This window comes from Microbacterium ulmi, from assembly GCF_011759705.1.
Classification (GTDB): domain Bacteria; phylum Actinomycetota; class Actinomycetes; order Actinomycetales; family Microbacteriaceae; genus Microbacterium; species Microbacterium ulmi.
Genome location: NZ_JAAOZF010000001.1, coordinates 2,367,560 through 2,389,471, shown reverse-complemented (window position 1 = coordinate 2,389,471; position 21,912 = coordinate 2,367,560). Strand labels below are relative to the sequence as shown.

19 protein-coding genes are annotated in these 21,912 nt (G+C 70.5%); 8 read left to right on the top strand and 11 right to left on the bottom strand.

The window, feature by feature from the left end:
- Positions 1-54: 54 nt before the first annotated feature.
- The 3 genes from katG to FHS08_RS11165 form a co-directional block, all read right to left on the bottom strand.
- The gene (gene katG / locus FHS08_RS11175) at positions 55-2,343 is read right to left on the bottom strand and encodes a catalase/peroxidase HPI (RefSeq protein WP_167038966.1); all 2,289 of its coding nucleotides are present in this window, start codon (positions 2,341-2,343) and stop codon (positions 55-57) included.
- A 50-nt stretch (positions 2,344-2,393) separates the two neighbouring features.
- On the bottom strand, positions 2,394-2,828 hold the full coding sequence (locus FHS08_RS11170; protein WP_167038964.1) for a Fur family transcriptional regulator: 435 nt from the start codon (positions 2,826-2,828) through the stop codon (positions 2,394-2,396).
- Between the two features lie 99 nt (positions 2,829-2,927).
- Positions 2,928-3,923, bottom strand: a complete 996-nt coding sequence (locus FHS08_RS11165; protein WP_167038962.1) for a stage II sporulation protein M — start codon at positions 3,921-3,923, stop codon at positions 2,928-2,930.
- Between the two features lie 16 nt (positions 3,924-3,939).
- On the opposite strand from FHS08_RS11165, the gene FHS08_RS11160 reads away from it, so the two are divergent.
- Complete coding sequence (locus tag FHS08_RS11160) at positions 3,940-4,782, top strand: RDD family protein (RefSeq protein WP_167038960.1); 843 nt, start codon at positions 3,940-3,942, stop codon at positions 4,780-4,782.
- 35 nt (positions 4,783-4,817) lie between these two features.
- Here the strand turns inward: FHS08_RS11160 and ahcY are convergent, their stop codons facing one another.
- Positions 4,818-6,290, bottom strand: coding sequence for an adenosylhomocysteinase (gene ahcY / locus FHS08_RS11155; protein ID WP_167038958.1), 1,473 nt, complete (start codon positions 6,288-6,290; stop codon positions 4,818-4,820).
- Positions 6,291-6,331: 41 nt separating this feature from the next.
- On the bottom strand, positions 6,332-6,538 hold the full coding sequence (locus tag FHS08_RS11150) for a DUF3499 family protein (RefSeq protein WP_167038956.1): 207 nt from the start codon (positions 6,536-6,538) through the stop codon (positions 6,332-6,334).
- 221 nt (positions 6,539-6,759) lie between these two features.
- On the opposite strand from FHS08_RS11150, the gene FHS08_RS11145 reads away from it, so the two are divergent.
- The gene (locus FHS08_RS11145; RefSeq protein WP_170283197.1) at positions 6,760-7,203 is read left to right on the top strand and encodes a metallopeptidase family protein; all 444 of its coding nucleotides are present in this window, start codon (positions 6,760-6,762) and stop codon (positions 7,201-7,203) included.
- An 89-nt stretch (positions 7,204-7,292) separates the two neighbouring features.
- Here FHS08_RS11145 and FHS08_RS11140 read toward each other — a convergent pair whose 3' ends face one another.
- From FHS08_RS11140 to manA, 4 genes are all read right to left on the bottom strand, one after another.
- On the bottom strand, positions 7,293-8,699 hold the full coding sequence (locus FHS08_RS11140; RefSeq protein WP_167038954.1) for a DUF5719 family protein: 1,407 nt from the start codon (positions 8,697-8,699) through the stop codon (positions 7,293-7,295).
- The gene (locus tag FHS08_RS11135) at positions 8,696-11,551 is read right to left on the bottom strand and encodes a glycosyltransferase (RefSeq protein WP_167038952.1); all 2,856 of its coding nucleotides are present in this window, start codon (positions 11,549-11,551) and stop codon (positions 8,696-8,698) included. Before FHS08_RS11135 ends, FHS08_RS11140 begins: the two co-directional genes overlap by 4 nt.
- 146 nt (positions 11,552-11,697) lie before the next feature.
- Positions 11,698-12,015, bottom strand: coding sequence for a WhiB family transcriptional regulator (locus tag FHS08_RS11130; protein ID WP_167038950.1), 318 nt, complete (start codon positions 12,013-12,015; stop codon positions 11,698-11,700).
- Between the two features lie 196 nt (positions 12,016-12,211).
- The gene (gene manA / locus FHS08_RS11125; RefSeq protein ID WP_167038948.1) at positions 12,212-13,384 is read right to left on the bottom strand and encodes a mannose-6-phosphate isomerase, class I; all 1,173 of its coding nucleotides are present in this window, start codon (positions 13,382-13,384) and stop codon (positions 12,212-12,214) included.
- A gap of 42 nt (positions 13,385-13,426) precedes the next feature.
- On the opposite strand from manA, the gene FHS08_RS11120 reads away from it, so the two are divergent.
- The 3 genes from FHS08_RS11120 to FHS08_RS11110 are packed head-to-tail and all read left to right on the top strand — an operon-like array spanning position 13,427 to position 17,184.
- The gene (locus FHS08_RS11120; RefSeq protein ID WP_167038946.1) at positions 13,427-14,842 is read left to right on the top strand and encodes an O-antigen ligase family protein; all 1,416 of its coding nucleotides are present in this window, start codon (positions 13,427-13,429) and stop codon (positions 14,840-14,842) included.
- Positions 14,839-16,173, top strand: a complete 1,335-nt coding sequence (locus FHS08_RS11115) for an O-antigen ligase family protein (RefSeq protein WP_167038944.1) — start codon at positions 14,839-14,841, stop codon at positions 16,171-16,173. The genes FHS08_RS11120 and FHS08_RS11115 overlap by 4 nt, the downstream gene beginning before the upstream one ends.
- 12 nt (positions 16,174-16,185) lie before the next feature.
- Positions 16,186-17,184, top strand: coding sequence for a glycosyltransferase (locus tag FHS08_RS11110; protein WP_167038942.1), 999 nt, complete (start codon positions 16,186-16,188; stop codon positions 17,182-17,184).
- Positions 17,185-17,191: 7 nt separating this feature from the next.
- On the opposite strand, the gene FHS08_RS17155 is transcribed toward FHS08_RS11110, so the two are convergent.
- On the bottom strand, positions 17,192-18,196 hold the full coding sequence (locus tag FHS08_RS17155; RefSeq protein ID WP_167038940.1) for a glycosyltransferase: 1,005 nt from the start codon (positions 18,194-18,196) through the stop codon (positions 17,192-17,194).
- Between the two features lie 48 nt (positions 18,197-18,244).
- On the opposite strand from FHS08_RS17155, the gene pseB reads away from it, so the two are divergent.
- The 3 genes from pseB to pseI are packed head-to-tail and all read left to right on the top strand — an operon-like array spanning position 18,245 to position 21,431.
- A complete protein-coding gene (pseB, locus tag FHS08_RS11100; RefSeq protein ID WP_208382260.1) occupies positions 18,245-19,264 on the top strand; it encodes a UDP-N-acetylglucosamine 4,6-dehydratase (inverting) in 1,020 nt (339 codons plus the stop codon).
- Positions 19,264-20,394 (top strand): DegT/DnrJ/EryC1/StrS family aminotransferase, encoded by a 1,131-nt coding sequence (locus FHS08_RS11095; protein WP_208382259.1) that lies wholly within the window; start codon positions 19,264-19,266, stop codon positions 20,392-20,394. The genes pseB and FHS08_RS11095 overlap by 1 nt, the downstream gene beginning before the upstream one ends.
- An 8-nt stretch (positions 20,395-20,402) precedes the next feature.
- Complete coding sequence (pseI, locus tag FHS08_RS11090; protein ID WP_341800387.1) at positions 20,403-21,431, top strand: pseudaminic acid synthase; 1,029 nt, start codon at positions 20,403-20,405, stop codon at positions 21,429-21,431.
- Here pseI and FHS08_RS11085 read toward each other — a convergent pair.
- Positions 21,409-21,891, bottom strand: a complete 483-nt coding sequence (locus tag FHS08_RS11085) for a GNAT family N-acetyltransferase (protein ID WP_167038936.1) — start codon at positions 21,889-21,891, stop codon at positions 21,409-21,411. The two genes, pseI and FHS08_RS11085, sit on opposite strands and share 23 nt — an antisense overlap.
- Between the last annotated feature and the right edge of the window lie 21 nt (positions 21,892-21,912).

The window sequence follows — 21,912 nt, the reverse complement described above, 5'->3', positions numbered from 1 at the left end:
CCCCGGAAGGGGCGGGCCGCTCTGCGTTCGCAGGTCCGGTCGACGTGCCGCCGGTCAGCGCAGGTCGAAGCGGTCGAGCTCGGTGACCCTGCCCCACGCCTTCGCGAAGTCGCGGACGAACTTCTCCGACGCGTCGTCGCTCGCGTACACCTCGGCGAGCGCGCGCAGCTCCGAGTTCGAGCCGAACAGGAGGTCGACGCGCGTGCCGCGGCCGACGACCTCGCCCGTCGCGTCCTTCGTGCCCTCGAACGCGTGCGACCCGGGGTCGAGCGGCTTCCAGGTCGTACCGAGGTCGAGGAGGTTGACGAAGAAGTCATTCGTCAACACGCCGGGGCGATCGGTGAAGACGCCGTACGGCGAGCCGTCCCAGTTGGCGCCGAGCACGCGAAGACCGCCGACGAGCACCGTCAGCTCGGGTGCGCTCAGCGTCAGCAGGTTCGCCTTGTCGATCAGCAGGTGCTCCGCGGGCAGGCCCGAGGCCGTCGCGAGGGGGCCGAGGTAGTTGCGGAAGCCGTCGGCGGCGGGCTCGAGGTATCCGAACGACTCGACGTCGGTCTGCTCCTGCGACGCGTCGGTGCGACCGGGGTGGAAGTCCACCTCGACGTCGACGCCGGCATCCTTCGCGGCCTTCTCGACGGCCGCGTTGCCCGCCAGCACGAGCAGATCGGCGAGCGAGACCCTCTTGCCGCCGGCCTGCGACGAGTTGAACGCGAGCTGGATGCTTCCCAGCGCCGAGAGCACCTTCTGCAGCTGGGCGGGGTTGTTGACCTCCCAGTCCTTCTGCGGCGCGAGGCGGATGCGGGCACCGTTGACGCCGCCGCGCTTGTCGCTGCCGCGGAACGAGGATGCCGCAGCCCACGTCGCCGAGACGAGCTCCGAGACCGACAGGCCGGACGCGAGCACCTGCGCCTTGAGAGCGGCCGCGTCGTCGGCGTCGATCAGCTCGTGGTCGACGGCGGGCACGGGATCCTGCCACAGCAGCTCCTCCGCGGGGACCTCCGGTCCGAGGTAGCGGGCCTTGGGACCCATGTCGCGGTGGGTGAGCTTGAACCACGCGCGTGCGAACGCGTCGGCGAAGGCCTCCGTGTCGTCCTTGAAGCGCCGCGAGATCCTCTCGTACTCGGGGTCGAAGCGCAGGGCGAGGTCGGTCGTGAGCATGCGCGGCTCGCGGCGGCCGTCGCTGTGAGCGAGCGGGACCATGTCGGCTCCGCCGCCACCGACCGGACGCCACTGGTGAGCGCCGGCGGGGCTCTGGAACAGCTCCCACTCGTACGCGTACAGGATGTGGAAGAACTCGTTGTCCCACCGGGTCGGGTGATACGTCCAGGTGACCTCGAGGCCCGACGTGATCTGGTCGTCGCCCTTGCCCGAGCCGAAGTTGTTCTTCCAGCCCAGGCCCTGCCGCTCGAGCCCGGCCGCCTCGGGGTTGTCCTCGAGGTTCGAGTCGGGCGCGGCGCCGTGGGTCTTGCCGAACGTGTGGCCGCCCGCGATGAGCGCGACCGTCTCCTCATCGTTCATCGCCATGCGCGAGAACGTCTCGCGGATGTCGATGGCCGCGAGCACGGGGTCGGGGTTCGCGTTGGGACCCTCGGGGTTGACGTAGATGAGGCCCATCTGCACGGCGGCGAGCGGCTTCTGGAGGTCGCGCTCGCCCGAGTAGCGCTGGTCTCCGAGCCACGTCGTCTCGGGGCCCCAGTACACGTCGTCGTCCGGCTCCCACACGTCGGGGCGGCCGCCGGCGAAGCCGAACGTCTCGAAGCCCATCTCCTCGAGCGCGACGTTGCCGGCGAGGATCATGAGGTCGGCCCACGAGATCGACTGGCCGTACTTCTTCTTGACCGGCCACAGCAGCCGGCGGGCCTTGTCGAGGCCGACGTTGTCGGGCCAGCTGTTGAGCGGAGCGAAGCGCTGCTGCCCGGCGCCCCCGCCCCCGCGCCCGTCCATGACGCGGTACGTGCCCGCGCTGTGCCAGGCCATGCGGATGATGAGCGGGCCGTAGTTGCCGAAGTCGGCGGGCCACCAGTCCTGGCTCTTCGTGAGCGTCTCGGCGATGTCGGCCTTGACGGCCGCGAGGTCGAGGCTCTCGAACGCGGCCTTGTAGTCGAAGTCCGCGCCGAGCGGGTTGGCGACGGCCGGGTTCTTCTTCAGGATGCGCAGGTTCAGCTGGTTCGGCCACCACACGGTGTTCGCCGATCCACTCGTCGGGTGCGGCTGCGCGTGGATGACGGGGCACTTCCCCGCCTCTTCGGCGTACGCCTCCTCCGTGTCGGTGACGGTGACGGCCTGGTCGATCTCGTCGACCTGCTCGCCGATGGGGGCGACGCCGGACTCGTTGTCGGTCATGTGCTTTCCTTCCGTGTGTCGATGGTCAGGGGGTGTCGATGGTGCGAGGGTCAGGAAGCGGATGCCGCGCAGTCGGGGCAGACGCCCCAGAACGTCACCTCTGCGACCTCGACGGCATACCCGTGGGTCTCGGACGGCGCGAGGCACGGCTCGGAGCCCACGACGCAGTCGACGTCGCGCACGGCTCCGCAGCGCGTGCAGACGAGGTGGTGGTGGTTGTCGTCGACGCGCAGCTCGAACAGCCGGGGGTGGCCCGCCGGCTCGATGCGGCGCACGAGTCCGGCGTCGACGAAGTCGCCGAGCGCGTTGTAGACCGACTGCAGGCTCGTGCCGGGGACGCGCGACAGGACGCGGCCCAACACGTCGTCGGCGCTCGCGTGGGGCTGCTCGCGCAGCGCCTCCAGCACGGCGCGCCGCGGCTCGGTCACGCGAAGCCCGGCGCCGCGGATGGCATCCGCCGTCATCGATCCCGCCTGCGCCGTCATGCTCTCCAGCCTACGCATGTTTTGAGAAGCCCAAAACTGGGTGCTCGCGGTCGCGTGTCCGCGACGAGTCGCGGAGGAGCGTCGATCTCGCGCGGAGGGTCATCCCGCCACGAGCATCGGCGTCCCCGTCTCGTACTCCGTGAGGTCGCCCGTCTCGCCGAGGCGCTGCGCGCGCCGGCCGACGCCGAGCATGTACACGAGGAAGGCCGCGAGGGCCGCCGCGCCGATCCCGATCTTGACCGCCCACGGCCACGGCTGCGCCGTCACGAACCCCTCGATCACGCCCGACAGCGCAAGGGCGAACACGAGGCCGATCGCGACGGTCGCGAGCGAGCGGCCGGACGCCGCCAGGGACGAGGCGCGCGAGCGCGCGCCCGGCGCGACCCACGCCCAGAAGATGTGCAGCCCTGCGGCGGCCGCGACGAAGACGCACGTGAGTTCGAGCAGCCCGTGCGGGAGGAGGTGCAGCAGGAGAACGTCGCCGCGGCCGAACGCGAGCATGATGGCCGTCAGGACGCCCACGTTCATCGCGTTCTGCACGAGCACCACGACCGGCCAGAAGCCCGTGATGCCGAACAGGACGCACTGCGCGGCGATCCAGGCGTTGTTGGTCCAGACGGTGGCCGCGAAGATCCCCGCAGGATCCTCGCTGTAGTACGCCGTGATGTCGTTCTCGGCGAGGGATTGGAGCTCTGCGTGGGTTCCGAGCGTCGCGAGCAGAGCTGGATCGCCCGAGACCCAGAACGCGACGACCGCGACGGCGATCACGAACGCGACGGCGATGACGAGCGTCGTCCACCGCACCCGGTACAGGGCCGCCGGAAGCTGCAGCGTGAAGAAGCGCGGGATCTGCCGGAGCACGTTCTCGGGCCCCCCGGTCAGCCGCAGCCGTGCGCGGGCGAGGATCGTCGAGACGTGGTCGCCCTGAACGGTGCTTCCTGCCGACGTCTTGATGTCGGCGAGATCGGCGGATGCCGAGCGGTACCGTGTGACGAGCTCGTCGACCTCCTCACCCGTGAGTCGGCGTGCGCCGCTGAGGGCGTCGAGACGTGCCCATTCGTCTCGCCGGGCCGCCGTCAGGGCGTCGAGATCCATGTGGTTCACTTTACGCATGGCCGCTGCCCCCGCCGTCGTGGAGATCCGTCAGGACGAGGTGCTCACGGGCGAGGCGGTCGCGCTCGACGTCCAGCCGCTCGGGTTCTTCCTGCGGGCGCTCGGAGCGTTCATCGACGTCGTCGTCGGCATCGCGCTGTTCCTGCTGTTCCTCCTGGTCGCCGGCTTCCTCACGGCACAGGGCGTCGTCGATGCCGGCCTCCAGCAGGCCATGACGATCGTCGTCGTCGTGCTCGTGACGATCGTCGTTCCCACCGTCGTCGAGACCGCGACGCGCGGCCGGAGCCTCGGAAAGCTCGCGGTCGGCGGTCGCGTCGTCCGCACGGACGGCGGCTCGTCCGGCTTCCGCCAGGCGTTCATCCGCGCGGTCGTCGGCGTCCTGGAGATCTGGCTGACCGCCGGCGCCGTCGCCGCCGTCGTCGGGGCGTTCACCCGGCGGTCGCAGCGACTCGGCGATCTGCTCGCCGGCACCTACGCGGAGCGGACCCGCACGCCGAAGCTCCCCGCGCCCGCATCCGGCATCCCGCCCGTTCTGCTCCCTTGGTCGACGGTCGCCGACGTGGCGCGCCTCCCCGATCGACTCGCGCGGCGGACCGCCCAGTTCGCACAGAACGCCGAGAAGATGGCTCCGGCCGCCCGCGCCCGGGTCGCGGCATCCCTCGCCGCGGACGTCGCGACGCACGTGTCGCCCGTCCCCGCGGTCGACGCCGAGACGTTCCTCCGCGCGGTCGTCGCTGTGCGGCGCGATCGCGAGCTGCGGGCGCTCGTGCTCGAGTCCCAGCGCGTCGCGGCGCTCACCGCCGGCGCGACGGGCGCGCCGCGGGGGTTCCCCGACCGCTGACGCGGACGGATGCCGCGGGACACGGCATCCGGAGATCAGTACCGGTAGTGGTCGAGCTTGTACGGCCCTTCGACGGGCACGCCGATGTACGCGGCCTGCTCCGGGGTGAGGGTCGTGAGCTCGACCCCGAGCGCACCCAGGTGCAGGCGCGCGACCTTCTCGTCGAGGGCCTTCGGCAGCACGTACACGCCGACGGGGTACGCCGCCGTGTTCGTGAACAGCTCGAGCTGTGCCAGCACCTGGTTCGTGAACGACGCGCTCATGACGAACGACGGGTGCCCCGTCGCGTTGCCGAGGTTCATGAGGCGCCCCTCGCTCAGGACGAGGACGCTGCGACCGTTCGGCAGACGCCATTCGTGCACCTGCGGCTTGATCTCGACCTTCGACGCGCCGGGCAGGGATTCCAGGCCCGCCATGTCGATCTCGTTGTCGAAGTGGCCGACGTTGCCCACGATCGCGAGGTGCTTGAGCCCCAGGATGTGGTCGACGGTCACGACGTTCTCGTTGCCCGTGCCCGTGATGACGATGTCTACCTGGCCCACGACGTCGTCGAGACGCGCGACCTGGAAGCCGTCCATCGCGGCCTGCAGCGCACAGATGGGGTCGATCTCGCCGACGATGACACGAGCGCCCTGCCCGCGGAGGGCCTCCGCGGCGCCCTTGCCCACATCGCCGTATCCGACGACGAACACGACCTTCCCGCCCATGAGGACGTCGGTCGCACGGTTGAGCCCGTCGGGCAGCGAGTGACGGATGCCGTACTTGTTGTCGAACTTCGACTTCGTGACGGAGTCGTTGACGTTGATGGCCGGGAACAGGAGCGCTTCGGATGCCGCGAGCTCGTACAGGCGGTGCACGCCCGTCGTCGTCTCCTCCGTCACGCCGATGAGCCCCTCGGCCATGCGGGTGAAGCGCTGCGGATCGCGCGCGAGGCTCGCCCGCAGCGTCGCGAGGACGATGCGGTACTCCTCGGAGTCGTCGGGCGCGGCATCCGCAACCCCGCCCGCCGCCTCGAACTCGACTCCCCTGTGCACGAGGAGCGTCGCGTCTCCGCCGTCGTCGAGGATGAGGTTGGGGCCGTCGAACCCCTCAGCGGACCAGTCGAAGATGCGGTCGGCGAGACGCCAGTACTCCTCGAGGGTCTCGCCCTTCCACGCGAAGACGGGAACGCCGGCGGGGACGTCGACCGTGCCGGTCGGGCCGACGACGATCGCCGCGGCCGCCTCGTCCTGCGTCGAGAAGATGTTGCAGCTCGCCCAGCGCACCTGGGCCCCGAGCGCCGTGAGGGTCTCGATGAGCACGGCGGTCTGCACCGTCATGTGGAGCGACCCCGCGATGCGGGCTCCCTTCAGCGGCTGCGCCGCGCCGAACTCGGCGCGCAGAGCCATGAGCCCGGGCATCTCGTTCTCGGCGAGTCGGATCTGGTGACGACCCGCCTCGGCGAGCGCGAGGTCGGCGACCTCGAACTCGAGCGTGCGAGAGTCGGCGACGGGGCTCTGGGTCGGCATCCCGCCATTCTCCCACGCCGCGGCCCCGCGGCCACGGCGTCTCAGACGCGCAGGGTCTCGTGACGGACCACGACCCAGCCCTTGGGCACCGACAGCCGATCGGTATGGATCGCGCAGAGGTCGTGCGCATGCGGGTCCGCCGAAAGGCCCAGCGGGCCGATCGCCGCCATCTGGTCGCCGTAGTCGAAGGTCAGGGTCGTCACGGCCTCGCGGGCACAGCCCACCTTGGAGCAGAGTCTCTCGCGCATCCCCTCCACGGTAGCCATGCTTCCCTCGCGGAGCGGGATGCCGCGCCGCGCCTGCCGCTTCGCGACCGGCGGTCCGCGACCCCGAGTCGGCGCCCCCTGCCGAGCCCCGCCTGACACCCCTGAGCCCGCGGATCCCGACGCCGCCGAGCCTGCCCCGCGATCGCCGATCCCGCCCTCCGCAGCCGAGCCGGCGCCGTGGAGCGCAGGCCTAGGATGGGGGCATGGCGTGGCGTCGGGGGAAAGAGGCGTCGTCGCCGTCGCGATCGCGTCCCGCGCGCCACGGCCGGCACGGACGCGAGGACCGCAGCCCCGTCGTGCGCCCTCCGCTGCCGCCGCTCGACACGCGTGCCGAACGCTTCGATCTCGCGGTCGGAACCGCCGCCGAGTTCCTGCGCTCGGCGTGGGAGGAGCTGCGCGACGTGAGCTTCGAGATCGGCGACATGCCGCCCGCGACCGACGACGACGGCATCCCGCGCTGGCAGGTCCTCACCGACGAGAAGCGCATCATCCTGTGGCGCATCCCGATCGAGCGGCTGAGCCACCTGCACCGCGACGACGACTTCCACCGGCGCATGATGATCGAGGGGTGCGTCTTCCGCGCCGCCGCGGAGTACCTCGACCGCGACCCGTGGGATCTGGGCCCCGACCGGTTCCGGTACTTCTGACGCGACGGAGCTCCGTCCGCGAGGCCGCGCCGCCGGCCGCCCGCGACGACGCGCGTCCGCCCGCCCCACGCAGCGGCGACGACCCGCCGCTACGGGTAGACCGTGATGGGCTGCTCCGCGGCATCCGCCGGCCACACGGGGAAGCCCGCGAGCGCACCCGCGGCGGAGAACGAGACGGCGGCGTGGATGCCCGGCCCGCCGGGGTCGAGCAGGAACACTCCCCGCGACGGCAGCCGCAGGTCCGTGGCCGTCCCCGCTGCGACGGCGACCTCCGTCGAGAACGAGCCGTCCGTCGCGGCGATCCGCACCGTCACGTCGCCGTCGGAGGTGTTCGCGACGGTCACGAGAGGCGGGGGCCCCGCTGGGGTCGCGAACAGCGTCGGCACCCCGATCTCGTCCGCGGGCGTGTACCACGCGAAGTCGTCGCCCGCGCCGAGTCCCGTCGCCTGCCACAGCGAGCCCACGACGGGCGCTCCCGCCGCGACGGTCACGGTGTACACACCGGTGCGCAGCGGACCGAGCTCGACCTCGACGGGCTGTCCCGCGGCGAGAGGGATCGTCTGGGGCTCCCCCGCGGGTCGCGTGTTGTCGACCACCCGCGCCGTCACCTCGGCGGTCGTGTCGGCCGACGGGGAGAGGAGGCGCAGGACGGTCGCGGGGCCGTCCGCCGTCGTGACGTCCGATGCGATGATCCCCGCCAGCACGAGGTCCTGCTCGGGCGCCGCGATCGCACCGGACTGATCCATCCCCCCGGGCACGAGGGTGCGCGTGATGCTCGTCTGCAGCGCCGCCTGGACGGGCGCCCCCGTCGCCGTGACGCGGATGACGGGGCTCTGCTCGTCGGGTGCGAGTCCCGCGAGCGGCACGATCCGGCGCGTGCCCGGCGCGATGACGAGGCTGCCGCCGGGCGGAGTCGTCGGACCGGAAGCGCCGAAGACGGTCAGCTGCACCGTCGCCGCGACGTCACCGGGATTGGAGAGCAGCACCAGATCGGCCGCGCCGACGGTTCCGGATCCTCCGACGAGCCAGGACTCCAGCAGCGGCGGGCGGCATCCGGATGCCGCGAACCCGGCGAGGTCGTCGGCGCGGGCGGTTGCAGACGAGGACGCCGCGACATCCGTCCGGGCACCGTCCGCGGGCTCGGCCGTGAAGACGGGCACGCCCTCCGCGCCCAGGAGGTCGGGCGACGCGAGCTGTGTCTCGGAGGGATCCGCGGCGCCCTCCGAGACGCCGACCGTGACCGACACATCGGAGGCCGTCGAGAGCTGCTGCGCCTGCTCCGCCTGCCGACCGAGCGCGAGCAGGGGCCCGTCGCACACGACGACGGTCTCGGTCGGCTCCGGGGTGGCCCTGATGCGGACGGGCTCGTGCGAGAGCGACGTCCACGGCACAGAGACGGCCGTCACGACGGCGACGACGAAGCCCGCCGCCACGAGCGTGCCGACCAGCATGCGCGCGCCCGTCGTCGCCAGGCGGAAGAATCGGCGGTCGCTCATCGGCCCTCCTGCCAGTACGGACCCACGACCCGTGAGGTGCGGCGCGCGGCGCTGCGGGTGCCGGCCGTCGGTATGGCCAGCAGCAGCGCGATCGCGGCGACGGCGAGCTGGACGCCGCCGATCCAGCCCGCCCTGCGCGCGTCCGCCGCCGAGAGCGCAGGGCGCGGGTCGGCGTCGGGTTCGACGCGCCAGAGCGCGCCCTTCGAGGTGTCGCCCACCGAGTCGAGTCCGTCGCGCTGATCGAGGGACGTCTGCGCCTGCAGGCGCAGGGCGCGCGCGGCATCCGACTCCGGCACGGCGGCCGGAGCGAGGAGCACGAAGCTCACACCCGCGCGCACGAGGCGGTCGACGGCGTCGCCCGTCGTCGAGGTGACGAGATCGGCCGTGAGCGCGGCGAGCTGCGCATCCGTGTCGGACGCCTCGGTCCGCGTCGCGACGACGGTCGACTGGCTGCCGAGTGTCTCGCTGCCTCCCCAGACGACGGATGCCGCGACACCGCCGGAGTTCTGCGGCGTGAGGACCACCGTCCCGACGTCGGGATCGTCGCGGCCCTCCGCCGCGACGTACGCGGGGAGGGTGCTGCGCGGACCGTTCTGCAGCAGCGTCTGATCGCGCGCGAACGCCGTCAGCGACGGCACGGACAGCACGGCGATGGCCGCGACGACCGTCACGGCCGCGGCGGCTCGCGCCGCGCGCAGCCGCGGGGCGATTCCGGCGTCGAGCGTCACGAGGGCACCTCCGAGCGCGCCCAGCCAGGCGAGGCTCAGCCCCGAGCCGGGCCACAGCGCGACGGGCTGCGACTGCGCGAACGACACGGAGACGCCCACGGCCGCGAAGGCCGTGCCGATGCCGAGAGCCGCCACCACCAGGAGGGCCGTGCCCGCGGCCCACCGCTGTGTGAGCGGCGCGACGAGCGCGAGGAGCGCGATCGGCGCGGCGAGCAGCGGAACCCACCACGTCGGTGCGTCTGCGAGGAACGCCGTCCACCCGCCGGGGTCGGTCGTCGGGAACCCCGCGGCGAGGAGCGCGCGCCCTGCGCTGTCGGCGGCGACCTGCGGGCCCGCCCACGGCATCCCGGGGTCGGCGAGCACGGCGAGCGGCGTGCCGAGCCGGAGCTGCCGCCACACGAGCGGCACGGCGAGCGCGATCGCGGGCACGGCGACCCAGATGACGCGCGCGGCGCCCCGCCCCGCGCGGACCACGATCGTCAGCAGCAGGGTGACGGCCCACAGCACCGCGAGCGCGGGAGCGAGGGAGGGTCCGCACGCGACGACGGCGGCGAGGAGCAGGGATGCCGCTCCCGACGCGACCCACGAGCGGTGCGCGACGGAGCCCGCGTAGAGCAGCCACGGCAGCAGCAGATGAAGCACGACCGCGGCGGGGCGCCCCTGCGTGAGCGCCGCGAGGAACGTCGGCGCGAGCGCCCAGACGACGCCGCCGGCGATGCGCAGCACGGCCCGATCCGTGACGCGCGTCGCGGCGAACCAGCCGCCGAGCGCCGCGACGGGCAGAGCGAGGACCCACAGCACGACGAGGACGCGCGAGGGCTCGACGGGCCACGCGCTGCCGAGCACCGCGATGACGGCGGCGAACGGATCGGCGGGGGCGATCGTGTCGAGTCCGAGTGCGCGCCTGCCGTAGGCGACGTCGCCCCACAGCTGCGAGAGCGTCGAGCGAAGCGGCTCCAGCGCGCCGCCGCCGAGGACGGGCCACGCGAGCAGCGCAGGGAACGCGGCGACGGACGCGGTGAGCGCCGCCAGCACGAGCCACGCTGCCCCGCCGGAGAAGAACCTCAGCTCGCCCCGCTGGGGCGCGGCATCCCCCGTCGGGACATCGGGATCGTCGTCGAAGCGCTGCCGCAGCTCGGCGTGCGAGACGCGCAGCGGAGCGAGCTGCGACCACGACGCGCGGCGTGCGCGGCGTATCCGTCGGCGGGACCTCACGACGGCGGCGGGCCGGAAGAACGCGACGAGCGTCGCCGCCCACTCCGGCCAGATGAGCGAAGGGGTCTTGCGCACGAGGAGGACCCCCGTGCGCCACACCACGAGGGGCACGAGCGCGAGCCAGACGAACGGGAGGGCGAGTGCGTGCGCATACGCGAGCCTGCGGTGAAGCTGCGCTGTGCGCGCTGCGAACGCACGGCGGCGCCGGCTGCGGCGCGTGACGGGTGCGGGGGGGCCCGCGACCCCGTCGCCCGCAACGGCGACGAGCGCGCCGGGCACGAGCGAGACGCGGGCGCCTGCGAGTCGTGCGCGCACGCCCAGATCGAGGCCCTCGTCGGCCCCGCGGAGGGCTGCGTCGAGCCCGCCGAGTTCATGCCACGCGTCCGATCGGACGAGGATGCCGCGCACGTCCGAGCCCAGGACGTCCTCCTCGGCGTCGTGCTGGCCCTGATCGAGCTCGCCGTCCGAGAGGCCGACTGCGCGGCCGAGCCGCGTCATCCCGACCCCGAGCGAGACGATCTCCGTCGCGTCGTCCCAGCGCACGAGCTTGGGCGCGACGAAGGCGACGGACGGAGCCAGCTCGAGCGCTCCGACGAGCCGGTGCAGCGCCTCGGGCTGCGGCGCCGTGTCCTGTGCGAGCAGCCAGACCGCGTCCGCCTCGACGCGGTGCGTCGCGAGGGCGAGCGCCGCGGCGAACCCCGTTCCCCCGGAGGTCGTGATGACGGACTCGGCACCGGATGCGGCGGCCGCCTCGGTCACGCCCGGATCGGCGCCGCAGACGACGATCGTGAGCGCGTCGGGCTTGCGGGTCTGTTCGTCGAGCGCCCTGAGGGTCCGCCGCAGATGGTGCGCGGCGGGGATGCGCCCGTCGGGGCGCACGACGAGTAGGGCGTGGACTCGGGCGGGCATGACGTCGTCAGCCTAGGCGGACGCCTCCGCACGGTATGGAGGCGCGCGCCGTTCGCGCGAGATCGGATGCCTGTCCCGCACTCGGCTCGTCCGCGGCCCGTCGTGTACGGGAATCGCCTCGCGCGGCGCGCACGAGCGACGCGTGCTCAGCCGGCGCGGCGCTTGAGCTTGCGGCGCTCGCGCTCGCTGAGCCCGCCCCAGATGCCGAAGCGCTCGTCGTTCTGCAGCGCGTACTCCAGGCACTGGCTGCGCACGTCGCACGACGTGCAGATGCGCTTGGCGTCTCGCGTCGAGCCGCCCTTCTCGGGGAAGAACGCCTCTGGATCGGTCTGTGCACACAGCGCGTCGGTCTGCCACGCGAGCGGATCGTCATCGCCCTCGAGCGGACGACGCACCCCCGGAACGCCCAGATCGACTGGATCGACGAACCAATTGTCGGGAACGCCGGAACGGTAACCCGTCATCTCGTTCTCCCACCCTTTTAACCCCCCACGCTGGTCCGCGTGTACGGATAATTACACCCGTGTAGTTCGCCGCGGTCAAGTCGCGAACCATAAAGCCTCAAGGCCGGATTGAACCTTCACGACGCGCCGACGGCGTGTCGTGCACGGATAACAATGGGGTATCTCTCAGCCCGCCGGCAGACGGACCGGCCCTGCATCAGGCTCGGATCGCGGTCCCGGGAACGGCGACGAAGACCTCGCCGGAGCCCGACAGCGCGATCGCGCCCTCGTCGGGGGACACGAGGACTGCGCGACCGGGCGTCAGCGCGACGGCATCCCCCGAGAGCGTCCCCCGCACCTCGGGGCGCCCATCCGTCGCGAGGACGATCGCCACGCCGTCGAGGCGCACGGTGGCGGACGCGTCGGGGGCGACGGAGGCATGCAGCAGGGAGAAGTCGGGGACGCCCGCGTCGAACCGCTCGACACCCGCGCCGACGGGGGCCGGCACGAGACGCGGCTCGCGCCCCGGCGTCGCGTCGAGAAGGGCCACGAGCTCTGCGACGTCGATGTGCTTGGGTGTGAGTCCTCCGCGCAGCACGTTGTCGCTCGCAGCCATGAGCTCGACGCCGAGCCCCTCGAGATATGCGTGGAGAACGCCCGCGGGAACGAACAGACCCTCGCCCCGACGAAGGACGACGAGGTTCATGAGGAGCGCGACGACGACCCCGGGGTCGCCGGGGTATGCCGATGCGATGCTGCGGGATGCCGACAGCTCCGCGGCGAACTCGGGCTCGTGGGCGGCCGCTACCGCTGCGATCACGGCATCGACGACGCTCTGCGCATCCCCCGACAGCAGCCACGCCACCGCGTCCCGGAGGGCGGTCGCGGCATCCTCCCCCGCCAGACGGCGGGCGAGCGGAGCCGCGGGCTCGCCGAGCGCTGCGAGCAGGCGGAGGGTCGCATCGAGGTCGCGCAGCCCCGCGAGCGCAGTGAAGGTCTCGCTCACGGCGACGATGAGCTCGGGCTTGTGGTTGTCGTCGCGGTACAGGCGATGCGAGGCGTCCCGGGGAACGCCCGCGGCCTCCTCGCGGGCGAAGCCCGCCTCGGCCTGCTCCTTCGACGGATGCACCTGGATCGAGAGAGGGGATGCCGCGGCCAGCAGCTTCAGCAGGTACGGCAGGCGCGCGGGCGCCCCCGTCGTCGCACCCTCGGCCTGGAGCCACTCCCCCAGCGGACGACCGTCCGGCACGAGCGCGGGGTCGCCGGGATGGTCGCCGAACCACACCTCCGCCTCGGGCAGCCCCGACGCGGAGCGGGACTCCAGGTCGGCGATGAGCGTCGTCGATCCCCACGCGTAATCGCGCGGACTGTTGGAGAGGGGAACCAGCATGTCATCAGCCTAGACACGGCCCCGCGGTACCCTGAATGCACGATGGCGGTCCACACGAAGCATCCGGTCTCGGCGACCCCGGCCGCCCCGGTGCGCGAGAAGACGGGCCATCTCCTCCTGCGCGCGTGGTGCATCTTCGTCCTGTTCATGGCCCTGGCGGGGACCGCGTGGATCAACGCGTTCGGCGAGGCCGTGACGGCGGTCATCGTGATCGCGGGCGGGATGCTGTCCATCGGCCTCTGGATCGTGATGCGTCCGCCCGTCAACGGGCGTCGGCTCCCGTGGTTCGCCCTCGCGTATGCCGCATGGGCGGTCCTGTCGCTGCTGTGGTCGGCGTGGCCCGCGGTCTCGGCGTGGACGCTCCTCCTGCTGCTGATCACGACGCTGCAGGCGCTGTTCGTCGGCTCGGTGCTGACGTGGGGCGAGCTCGTCAAGGCGGTCGCGTCGGCGCTCAAGTGGGTGCTCGGCCTGTCGCTCGTGTTCGAGCTGTGGGTGTCGCTGTTCATCGGGGCGCCGATCCTCCCGGGCTTCGTCGTCGCGAAGGCGTCCGACCCGATCGAGTACTGGTCGCGCGACAACCTGTTCGACGGCGGCCGCCTCCAGGGCATCATGGGCAACGCGAACCTCCTGGGTCCCGTCGCTCTGCTCGCGATCGTCGTGTTCGCCATCCGGTACGCCGCCCGCGCGCCTCGGCGGTTCATGCTGATCCTGTGGATCGTCTTCTCGGCGTACCTGTTCTTGCGCGCCTCGTCCGCGACGGCGTACCTCGCGGCGGTCGCGGTCGGCGTCGTGCTGGCCACGGTGCTCCTCATGAGGCGGGCGCGCCGCCCGGGCGAGCGGACGAAGTACTACATCGCGTATGCCGCCGTGGGCGCGGGCGGCGGGCTCGCACTCGTCCTGTTCCGCGACGAGATCTTCACGGCGCTGGGCCGCAGCTCCGACCTGACGGGGCGCGAGACGATTTGGGCGGCCGTCCTCGAGAGGGCGTCGCAGCGTCCCGTCGCCGGGTGGGGGTTCGCGACGCCGTGGGTCGTCGCCGACCCCGCGTTCGACGGGTGGATCATCGACCACGGCCAGTCCGTGCAGCAGGCGCACAGCATGTGGATCGACGCGTTCCTCCAGCTCGGCGCCGTCGGCGTGACGCTGCTCGCGCTCGCCTACCTCGCGTTGATCTGGCGTGCGTGGTTCTTCGCGATCGACCGGCCTCGCTGGGATCTGCGCGCCGACCGCCCCTATTCGCCTCTCTCGCTGCTGCCGACGCTCGTCGCGACGATCCTGCTCGTGCAGGGCTTCTCCGAGTCCGGTCCGCTCCTGCTGTGGGGCTGGATGTTCCTCGTCATGCTCGGGTTCAAGATCAAGCAGGCGCCGCACGTCGGCGTGGGGCCCGTCGAGCAGAGCTTCGCGATCGAGCAGGACCTCGGCGCGGTGCGTGCGCCTCGCCCCAAGCGAGCGCCGTGACCGCGAGCTCGAGCAGTCCGAGCGGCGGTCGCTGGCTGAGCGAGGTGCTGGCCTCGGCATCCCTCGCGCGGGCGTACACGATCGCGGTGGTGGCCACCGTGTTCTCCTCGTTCGCGATCGAGCGGATGGCCGGACGCGTCACGTACGCGACGATCATCGCGTCGCTGTGCGTGCTGGCCGTCGCGATCCTGATCGTGCGGCGCCGCGAGATCTCGTTCCTGCGGCTCGTGCCGACGACTCTCGTCGTCTTCCTCGCGTGGGCGCTGCTGAGCGTGTTCTGGAGCCGGAACGCGCCCGCGAGCTTCTGGAGCTGGGTGTCGACGGCGGGGCTCGCGCTGCTCGCCGTGACGATCGGCCACGTGCGCGACACGCTGCAGACCGCGCGGGCGCTGGGCGACGTCATGCGCTGGATCCTGTCGATCTCGCTCGGGCTCGAGATCCTCTCCGGCATCCTGATCGACATGCCGATCCGGTTCCTCGACATCCAGGGCAACCTCGCGCAGCTCGGGCCCGTCCAGGGCATCTTCGGCACGAGGAACCTGCTGGGCTTCGCCGCCGTCATCGCGCTGATCACGTTCCTCGTCGAATACCGCACGCAATCCGTGCGGCCGGGGCTCTCGCTGTTCTCCGTCGTCCTGGCGGGACTGCTCGCTGCGCTGTCGGACTCCCCCACCGTGTCGGTGCTCGCCGTCACGGTCGGGGCCGCGACGGGCGTCCTCTGGCTCGTGCGGCACGCGCGGCCCGCCCGGCGCGAGGTGCTGCAGTGGGTCGTCGCGGGGGTCGTGACCGTCGGGATCGTCGTCGCCTACCTCGCGCGTCACCCCATCATCGCGATGCTCGGCGCCGGCAGCGACTTCTCGACACGGGCGGGCCTGTGGGCGCGGCTGCTGACCTTCGTGCGTCTGCAGCCCGTGCAGGGCTGGGGATGGTTCGGCCCGTGGGACCCGCTCGAGCCGCCCTTCGTCGGGATCAACTTCACCCTCGGACAGCGCCACGCGACGGCCCTCAACGCCTACTTCGACGTGCTCCTGCAGCTCGGGTGGCTGGGCCTGCTCCTCTTCCTCGCCCTCGCAGGCATCGCGCTCGTGCGCTCATGGCTCGTCGCGAGCGACCGCCGCTCCGTCGTGTACGCGTGGACGCCCCTCCTGCTCGTCGCCCTCCTCGTCGACTCGATGTTCGAGAGCTTCACGCTCACCGGCGTCGGCTGGGTGCTGCTGGTGGTCTGCACCGTGCGGGCAGGTCACTCGAGGTCGTGGCGGGAGCGGATCGACGCGCTGGATGCCGGGCCCGAGCTGCCGCACGTCCAGGGTGACGAGACGCAGGCACGGTAGGATTCTCAGGCCATGCCCCTCACGACCGAGACTCCTGTGACGACGCGCACCCAGCCCTTCGACCCTGCAACTGCGACGATCGCCGTCGTGACCTACAACCGGTCGGGGCTCCTGACCCGCCTCCTCGAGAGCGTCGAGCGGATGGACCCGAAGCCCGGCCACCTCGTGATCGTCGACAACGCGTCGACCGACGACACGACAGCCGTCGTCGAGTCGTTCCGCGAGCGGCTGGGCACGAACCTGGTCTACCGTCGCCTCGACTCCAACACGGGCGGCTCGGGCGGCTTCAGCGAAGGCATGCGGGTCGCGTACGAGCTCGGGTCGACGTGGATCTGGCTCATGGACGACGACGTCGAGGTCATACCCGACGGGCTCGCCAAGATGGGCAAGTGGGCGCCGCGGTTCAAGAGCATCCAGGGCCGGCGCTACGACTACGACGGCAGCGAGTTCTACTGGCAGTACAGGATCGCCGAGCCGCTCGGCATCCCGATCCCCTTCGCTCCCGCGAGCTTCGACAAGTCCGGCTACAAGGTCATGAACTCGGGATGCTTCGAGGGCATGTTCATCCACCGCGACATCGTGCGGCAGATCGGCCTGCCCGATCCCCGCTTCTTCATCTACTGGGACGACCAGACGTACGGGTGGCTCGCCTCGCGCAAGACGACGTCGGTCATCGTCGACGAGTTCGTGCTGCGCCGCACACGCGAGATCAAGCAGTGGGACATGGGCATCCGGCACATGAACGCCTCGAGCGACGCGTACCGCTACTACATCATGCGCAACCGCGCGATCATCAAGCGCTACTACCGGGCGTTCGACGTCTACCACCCGGTGCTGTTCGGCGCGGGGACATTCCTGACGTTCATGAAGGAGCTGATCCGGCTCGTCGCCGTCGAGCGGAAGGTGCGCGGCACCTCGAACCTCTTCCGCGGTCTGCGCGACGGGCGGAAGATCGCGCGGGACGCCTCGTGGCGGCCGATGCCGCCGCTCGACCATGCTCTTGAGGCCTGACGACGACTCAAGGCTTCTCGGACATTAGCTCGAGGGCGTCCGCGACGCGCTCCGGACCCCGGCCATCGAACAATTCACGACACCTCGCTGACTGTTCGTTTCTCAGATCCTCGTCGTCGATAAGCATCGCAACGAGCTGACCCACGGTGTCGATGCAGGCCACATCGTGGGTTGCATCCAGGCCGAGCGCGACGCCCGCGTCGAGGATTGCGCGCAGTCCTGCGCGCTGATTGTCCACGACCGCGATGAACACTGCCGGCATCCCAATCGTGCAGACATCCCATGCGGTCGTTCCTGCTGCCGAGACGACGAGATCCGACTCAGCAAGGAGGCCGGCAATATGCGAGGTCGGCGGCACGACCTTGACGCCACCGCGGCCAGCGACGAGTTCGCGCACATCTTGAAGCGACTCCGGCGCAGTCACGAGAGTGAGTCGCACCTCTTCAGGCAAGGTGCAGAGCGCAGCGGCCACACGGGGCATCGAGCGAAGCGGATCGCTCCCACCGAGGACGCAGAGCACCCTCGGTTCGTCGGGCAGTGGCCAGGCGCTGACCCTGTGCAGTTCGCTCAGTTCGCGGCGGACGAGTGCGTACCGGCTTCCGGCGTATAGACGATCCGAGACATGCGACGGGTACGGCAACGCCTCTGCGTGCAGATTCTGATCGAGATACGCCGACGCTCGGATCCGACGGTCGTCCCCGTCGATGACAGCCAGGACTGGTGCCAGCGCATCCAGACGCCCGATCTCGGCCGGGTCGATGGTGTACGAGTCGACGACGACGACGTCTGCTTCGGCTGCGATCACATCGACATCGAGCGAGAACGGCTCGCTTGCGAGGTGACGCACGCCTGTCGCCGTCACCCTCTCGCCGAGCCAGGGGACTCCACCAAGCGAGCCCCACAGCGTCACCTCATGTCCGCGCGCGTGAAGCTCCTCGGCGATCGTGAGGCAGCGCATCACATGTCCTGCACCGATGCCGACGCCCGCGTCAGCGCGCAGGATGACCTTCACCGGTAGGCTCTTCGGGGGACATCCGCCGGCCGTGTCTGCGCCGCCAGCATGCTCCCCCATCGGCAGGCTTGGAGGTTCATCATCGCAATACTAGACGGATCGTCGATCCTCATAACGGGCGGCACGGGCTCGTTCGGGAAGGCGTTCATGGCGCACGTGCTCGAAAGGCACGACCCCCGACGCATCGTCGTGTATTCACGTGATGAACTGAAGCAGTACGAGGTCCGGCAGATGTTCGGCGACGACTCGCGACTGCGATGGTTCATCGGGGACGTTCGCGATGAGCACCGGCTCCGGCGTGCGATGCATGGGGTCGACTACGTCGTGCACGCGGCAGCGCTCAAGCAGGTCGACACTGCCGAGTACAACCCGTTCGAGTACGTCCGCACCAACATTGTCGGTTCGCAGAACGTCATAGAGGCCGCGATCGACACCGGAGTCAAGAAGGTCGTCGCGCTCTCGACCGACAAAGCCTCCAGCCCGTTGAATCTCTACGGCGCCACGAAGCTCGCGGCAGACAAGCTCTTCCAGTCAGCCAATCACTACGCATCTGGTTACGAGACGCGCTTCAGCGTCGTGCGCTATGGCAACGTCATGGGAAGTCGTGGCTCTGTCGTCCCCTTCTTCAAGAAGCTCGCGGCCGAGGGCAAGTCGCTGCCCATCACCGACGCACGTATGACCAGGTTCTGGATCACGCTGCCGCAGGCAGTCCAGTTCGTCATCGATTCCTTCGACCAGATGGTCGGCGGTGAGCTCTATGTCCCTCGCATCCCCAGCATGCGGATCCTCGACCTCGTCGAGGCAGTCGCTCCGAACTCGCCGACCCATGAGATCGGCATCCGGCCTGGAGAGAAGCTGCATGAGGAGATGATCTCCGAAGACGACAGCCGTCGCACGCTTCTGCTCGGGGACCGGTATGTGGTGCTGCCGACCGTCGCCGGATGGACAGGCTGGCGTGCGCCCGCAGACGGTGAGGCGGTTCCGGATGGATTCGCCTACCGCTCCAACACCAACGACCTGTGGCTCGACACTGCGGCACTCCGCGACATCTTGGAAACCCTCGACTGATGGGTCCGATTCCCTATGGCCGTCAATCGATCGACGATGAGGACGTCGCGGCTGTCGTCGAGGCGCTGCGCAGCGACTGGCTCACGACAGGGCCCCGCGTAGCCGAGTTCGAGGCCGCCATCGCGACGACTGCAGGGGTGTCCGACGCCATCACGACGAGCAACGGCACGGCAGCGCTTCATGTTGCGTACGCCGCGGCAGGAGTCGGGCCGATCGACGAAGTAGTCGTCCCCGCTCTCACGTTCGTCGCCACCGCAGCGGCCGCGGCACAGCTGGGAGCGACGATCGTCTTCGCCGACGTCGAAGAGGACACGGGCAACATCGATCCGCGCGCAGCAGCCGCTCTCGTGAACGACGCGACGCGGGTCGTCGCGGCGGTCGACTACGCCGGACATCCTTCCGACGCCGATGCCCTCAAGACGCTTACGTCCGCATCCGGAGCCCTCCTGCTGGAGGACGCCGCACATTCGATCGCCTCGACCTACCGCGGACGCCCCGTCGGAAGCCTCGCCGACATCACCACGTTCTCGTTCTTCCCCACCAAGAACATGACGACGGCAGAAGGTGGCGCCGTCGTCACAGATGACCCGGCGCTCGCCGAGGCTGCCCGACGATTCCGGAATCACGGTCTCGTCCGCGATCGAGCACTTCAGCGACGGCCGGAAGAGGGACCGTGGCACCAGGAGGTGCACTCGCTCGGCCTCAACTACAGACTGCCGGACGTGCTCTGCGCGCTGGGGCTGAGCCAGCTGCGCCGCATCGTCGAGTTCAAGACCGCCCGCGCCCGCGTCTTCGATCGCTACATGGACGGACTGGCCGACGTCGAGGGGCTCACCCTTCCTGCGCGCCGTCCCGACACAGATCCGATGTGGCACCTGTTCCCGATTCGCGTCCAAGGCGGCCGCAGACGCGAAGTCTTCGACTTTCTCCGCGCCAACGGCGTGCTGGTCCAGGTCAACTACATTCCGGTCTACTGGCATCCCTACTTCGAGGATCTCGGCTACCGCCGCGGAATGTGCCCCGTTGCCGAGCGGTACTATGCCGAGGAGATCTCGCTCCCGATGTACGCCAGTCTCGGCGAGAGCGATCAGCTTCGCGTCATCGATCTCGTACGAAGGGCGCTCGAATGACTGGCCCCGTGTCATCAGCCGACCGGCTCGGCCCAATGATCGTGGCGGAGATGTCCGGGAACCACAACGGTTCGCTGGACCGCGCTCTTGACATCGTGCGAGCGGCAGCGAACGCAGGCGCGCATGCAGTAAAGATCCAGACCTACACTGCTGACACGATCACACTCGACGTCGACAGTCCTGCCTTCCGCGTCAGTGACGGGCACGCGCTGTGGGGCGCCCGCACGCTGTACGACCTCTACCGCGAGGCGCACACGCCCTGGGAGTGGCATCGACCCATCTTCGACCTGGCCCGCGAGCTCGGCCTTGTCGCGTTCTCCACGCCGTTCGATGAGACCGCGGTCGACTTCCTCGAGGAGCTCGACGTGCCCCTCTACAAGATCGCCTCTCTGGAGATCGTGGATACGCCGCTCATCCGGATCGTCGCCCAGACCGGCAAACCGATGATCATCTCGGTGGGGACTGCGTCGATCGCGGAGGTCGCGGCAGCGGTCGACGCTGCGATCGACGGTGGCTGCGCCGACCTCACACTTCTGGCCTGCACCAGTTCCTATCCCGCCATTCCAGACGACGCGAACCTCAGGCGGATGCCGGTGATGGCAGACATGTTCGGCGTCAAGGTCGGTCTGTCCGACCACACGCTGGGTATCGGCGTCTCTGTGGCCGCCACGGCACTCGGCGCTTCGGTGATCGAGAAGCACTTCACACTGAGTAGGGCCGAAGGCGGCGTGGATGCCGCGTTCTCCCTCGAACCGACTGAGCTGCGTCTCTTGGTCGAGGGCTGCGATGCGGCAGCGCGCGCACTCGGCTCGGCGAGCCAGTGGGCAACTCCGGCGGAGACCGAGTCACTCCGGCTCCGTCCGTCCCTCTATGTCTCCGCGGATGTGAGGCCCGGAGATGTTGCCTCACACGCGAACGTCCGGAGCGTGCGACCAGGTGGCGGGCTGCCTCCCGCCGATCTGCACCGCGTGATCGGGCGGGTGTTCCGGACTGGCGCTGTCAAGGGAACCCCGCTCAGCTGGGACCTGCTCGGCTGATCCGCCGATCGTCGCGCAGGACGAGCACGATCACATCACTCGACCCGCCAGCGGTGGAGAACCCGACTCTTCGGAACAATCGCAGGCTGGCAGCGTTGCCGGTGCGGACGGACGCATACAGAGTGCCGTTGCCGGCCTCGCCCCGATAGCTCGATATCGCGGCGAGCAGCAGTGCGCGGCCTAGCCGACGGCCGCGCTGAGCGGGCGCGACGTTGATGCTCACCTCCGCGGCGCCATCGTCTCCTCGGTCGAAGCGAACCATCCCGATTGAAGTTCCGGCCTCGTCCAGGCCGATGTAGAGAACCCGATGCGGGTCGGCGAGGACGCGGGTGAACCACGCCTCGTGCGTCGCGAGCGGTACGGGGCCGGTGTCGATGGAGGCTGCGCGCGTCTCCGGATCGTTTCGCCACGCAAGGAGGTCACGGCTGTCTCCTGCCTTCGCCCGCCGCACGGTCACCACGGTCTCAGCATAGGGACGCTT

Excerpts from the sequence above, each read along its gene's own strand:
- katG (WP_167038966.1), bottom strand. The coding sequence starts at position 2,343 with ATGACCGACAACGAGTCCGGCGTCGCCCCCATCGGCGAGCAGGTCGAC.
- FHS08_RS11170 (WP_167038964.1), bottom strand. The coding sequence starts at position 2,828 with ATGACGGCGCAGGCGGGATCGATGACGGCGGATGCCATCCGCGGCGCC.
- FHS08_RS11165 (WP_167038962.1), bottom strand. The coding sequence starts at position 3,923 with ATGGATCTCGACGCCCTGACGGCGGCCCGGCGAGACGAATGGGCACGT.
- FHS08_RS11160 (WP_167038960.1), top strand. The coding sequence starts at position 3,940 with ATGGCCGCTGCCCCCGCCGTCGTGGAGATCCGTCAGGACGAGGTGCTC.
- ahcY (WP_167038958.1), bottom strand. The coding sequence starts at position 6,290 with ATGCCGACCCAGAGCCCCGTCGCCGACTCTCGCACGCTCGAGTTCGAG.
- FHS08_RS11150 (WP_167038956.1), bottom strand. The coding sequence starts at position 6,538 with ATGCGCGAGAGACTCTGCTCCAAGGTGGGCTGTGCCCGCGAGGCCGTG.
- FHS08_RS11145 (WP_170283197.1), top strand. The coding sequence starts at position 6,760 with ATGGCGTGGCGTCGGGGGAAAGAGGCGTCGTCGCCGTCGCGATCGCGT.
- FHS08_RS11140 (WP_167038954.1), bottom strand. The coding sequence starts at position 8,699 with ATGAGCGACCGCCGATTCTTCCGCCTGGCGACGACGGGCGCGCGCATG.
- FHS08_RS11135 (WP_167038952.1), bottom strand. The coding sequence starts at position 11,551 with ATGCCCGCCCGAGTCCACGCCCTACTCGTCGTGCGCCCCGACGGGCGC.
- FHS08_RS11130 (WP_167038950.1), bottom strand. The coding sequence starts at position 12,015 with ATGACGGGTTACCGTTCCGGCGTTCCCGACAATTGGTTCGTCGATCCA.
- manA (WP_167038948.1), bottom strand. The coding sequence starts at position 13,384 with ATGCTGGTTCCCCTCTCCAACAGTCCGCGCGATTACGCGTGGGGATCG.
- FHS08_RS11120 (WP_167038946.1), top strand. The coding sequence starts at position 13,427 with ATGGCGGTCCACACGAAGCATCCGGTCTCGGCGACCCCGGCCGCCCCG.
- FHS08_RS11110 (WP_167038942.1), top strand. The coding sequence starts at position 16,186 with ATGCCCCTCACGACCGAGACTCCTGTGACGACGCGCACCCAGCCCTTC.
- pseB (WP_208382260.1), top strand. The coding sequence starts at position 18,245 with ATGCTCCCCCATCGGCAGGCTTGGAGGTTCATCATCGCAATACTAGAC.
- FHS08_RS11095 (WP_208382259.1), top strand. The coding sequence starts at position 19,264 with ATGGGTCCGATTCCCTATGGCCGTCAATCGATCGACGATGAGGACGTC.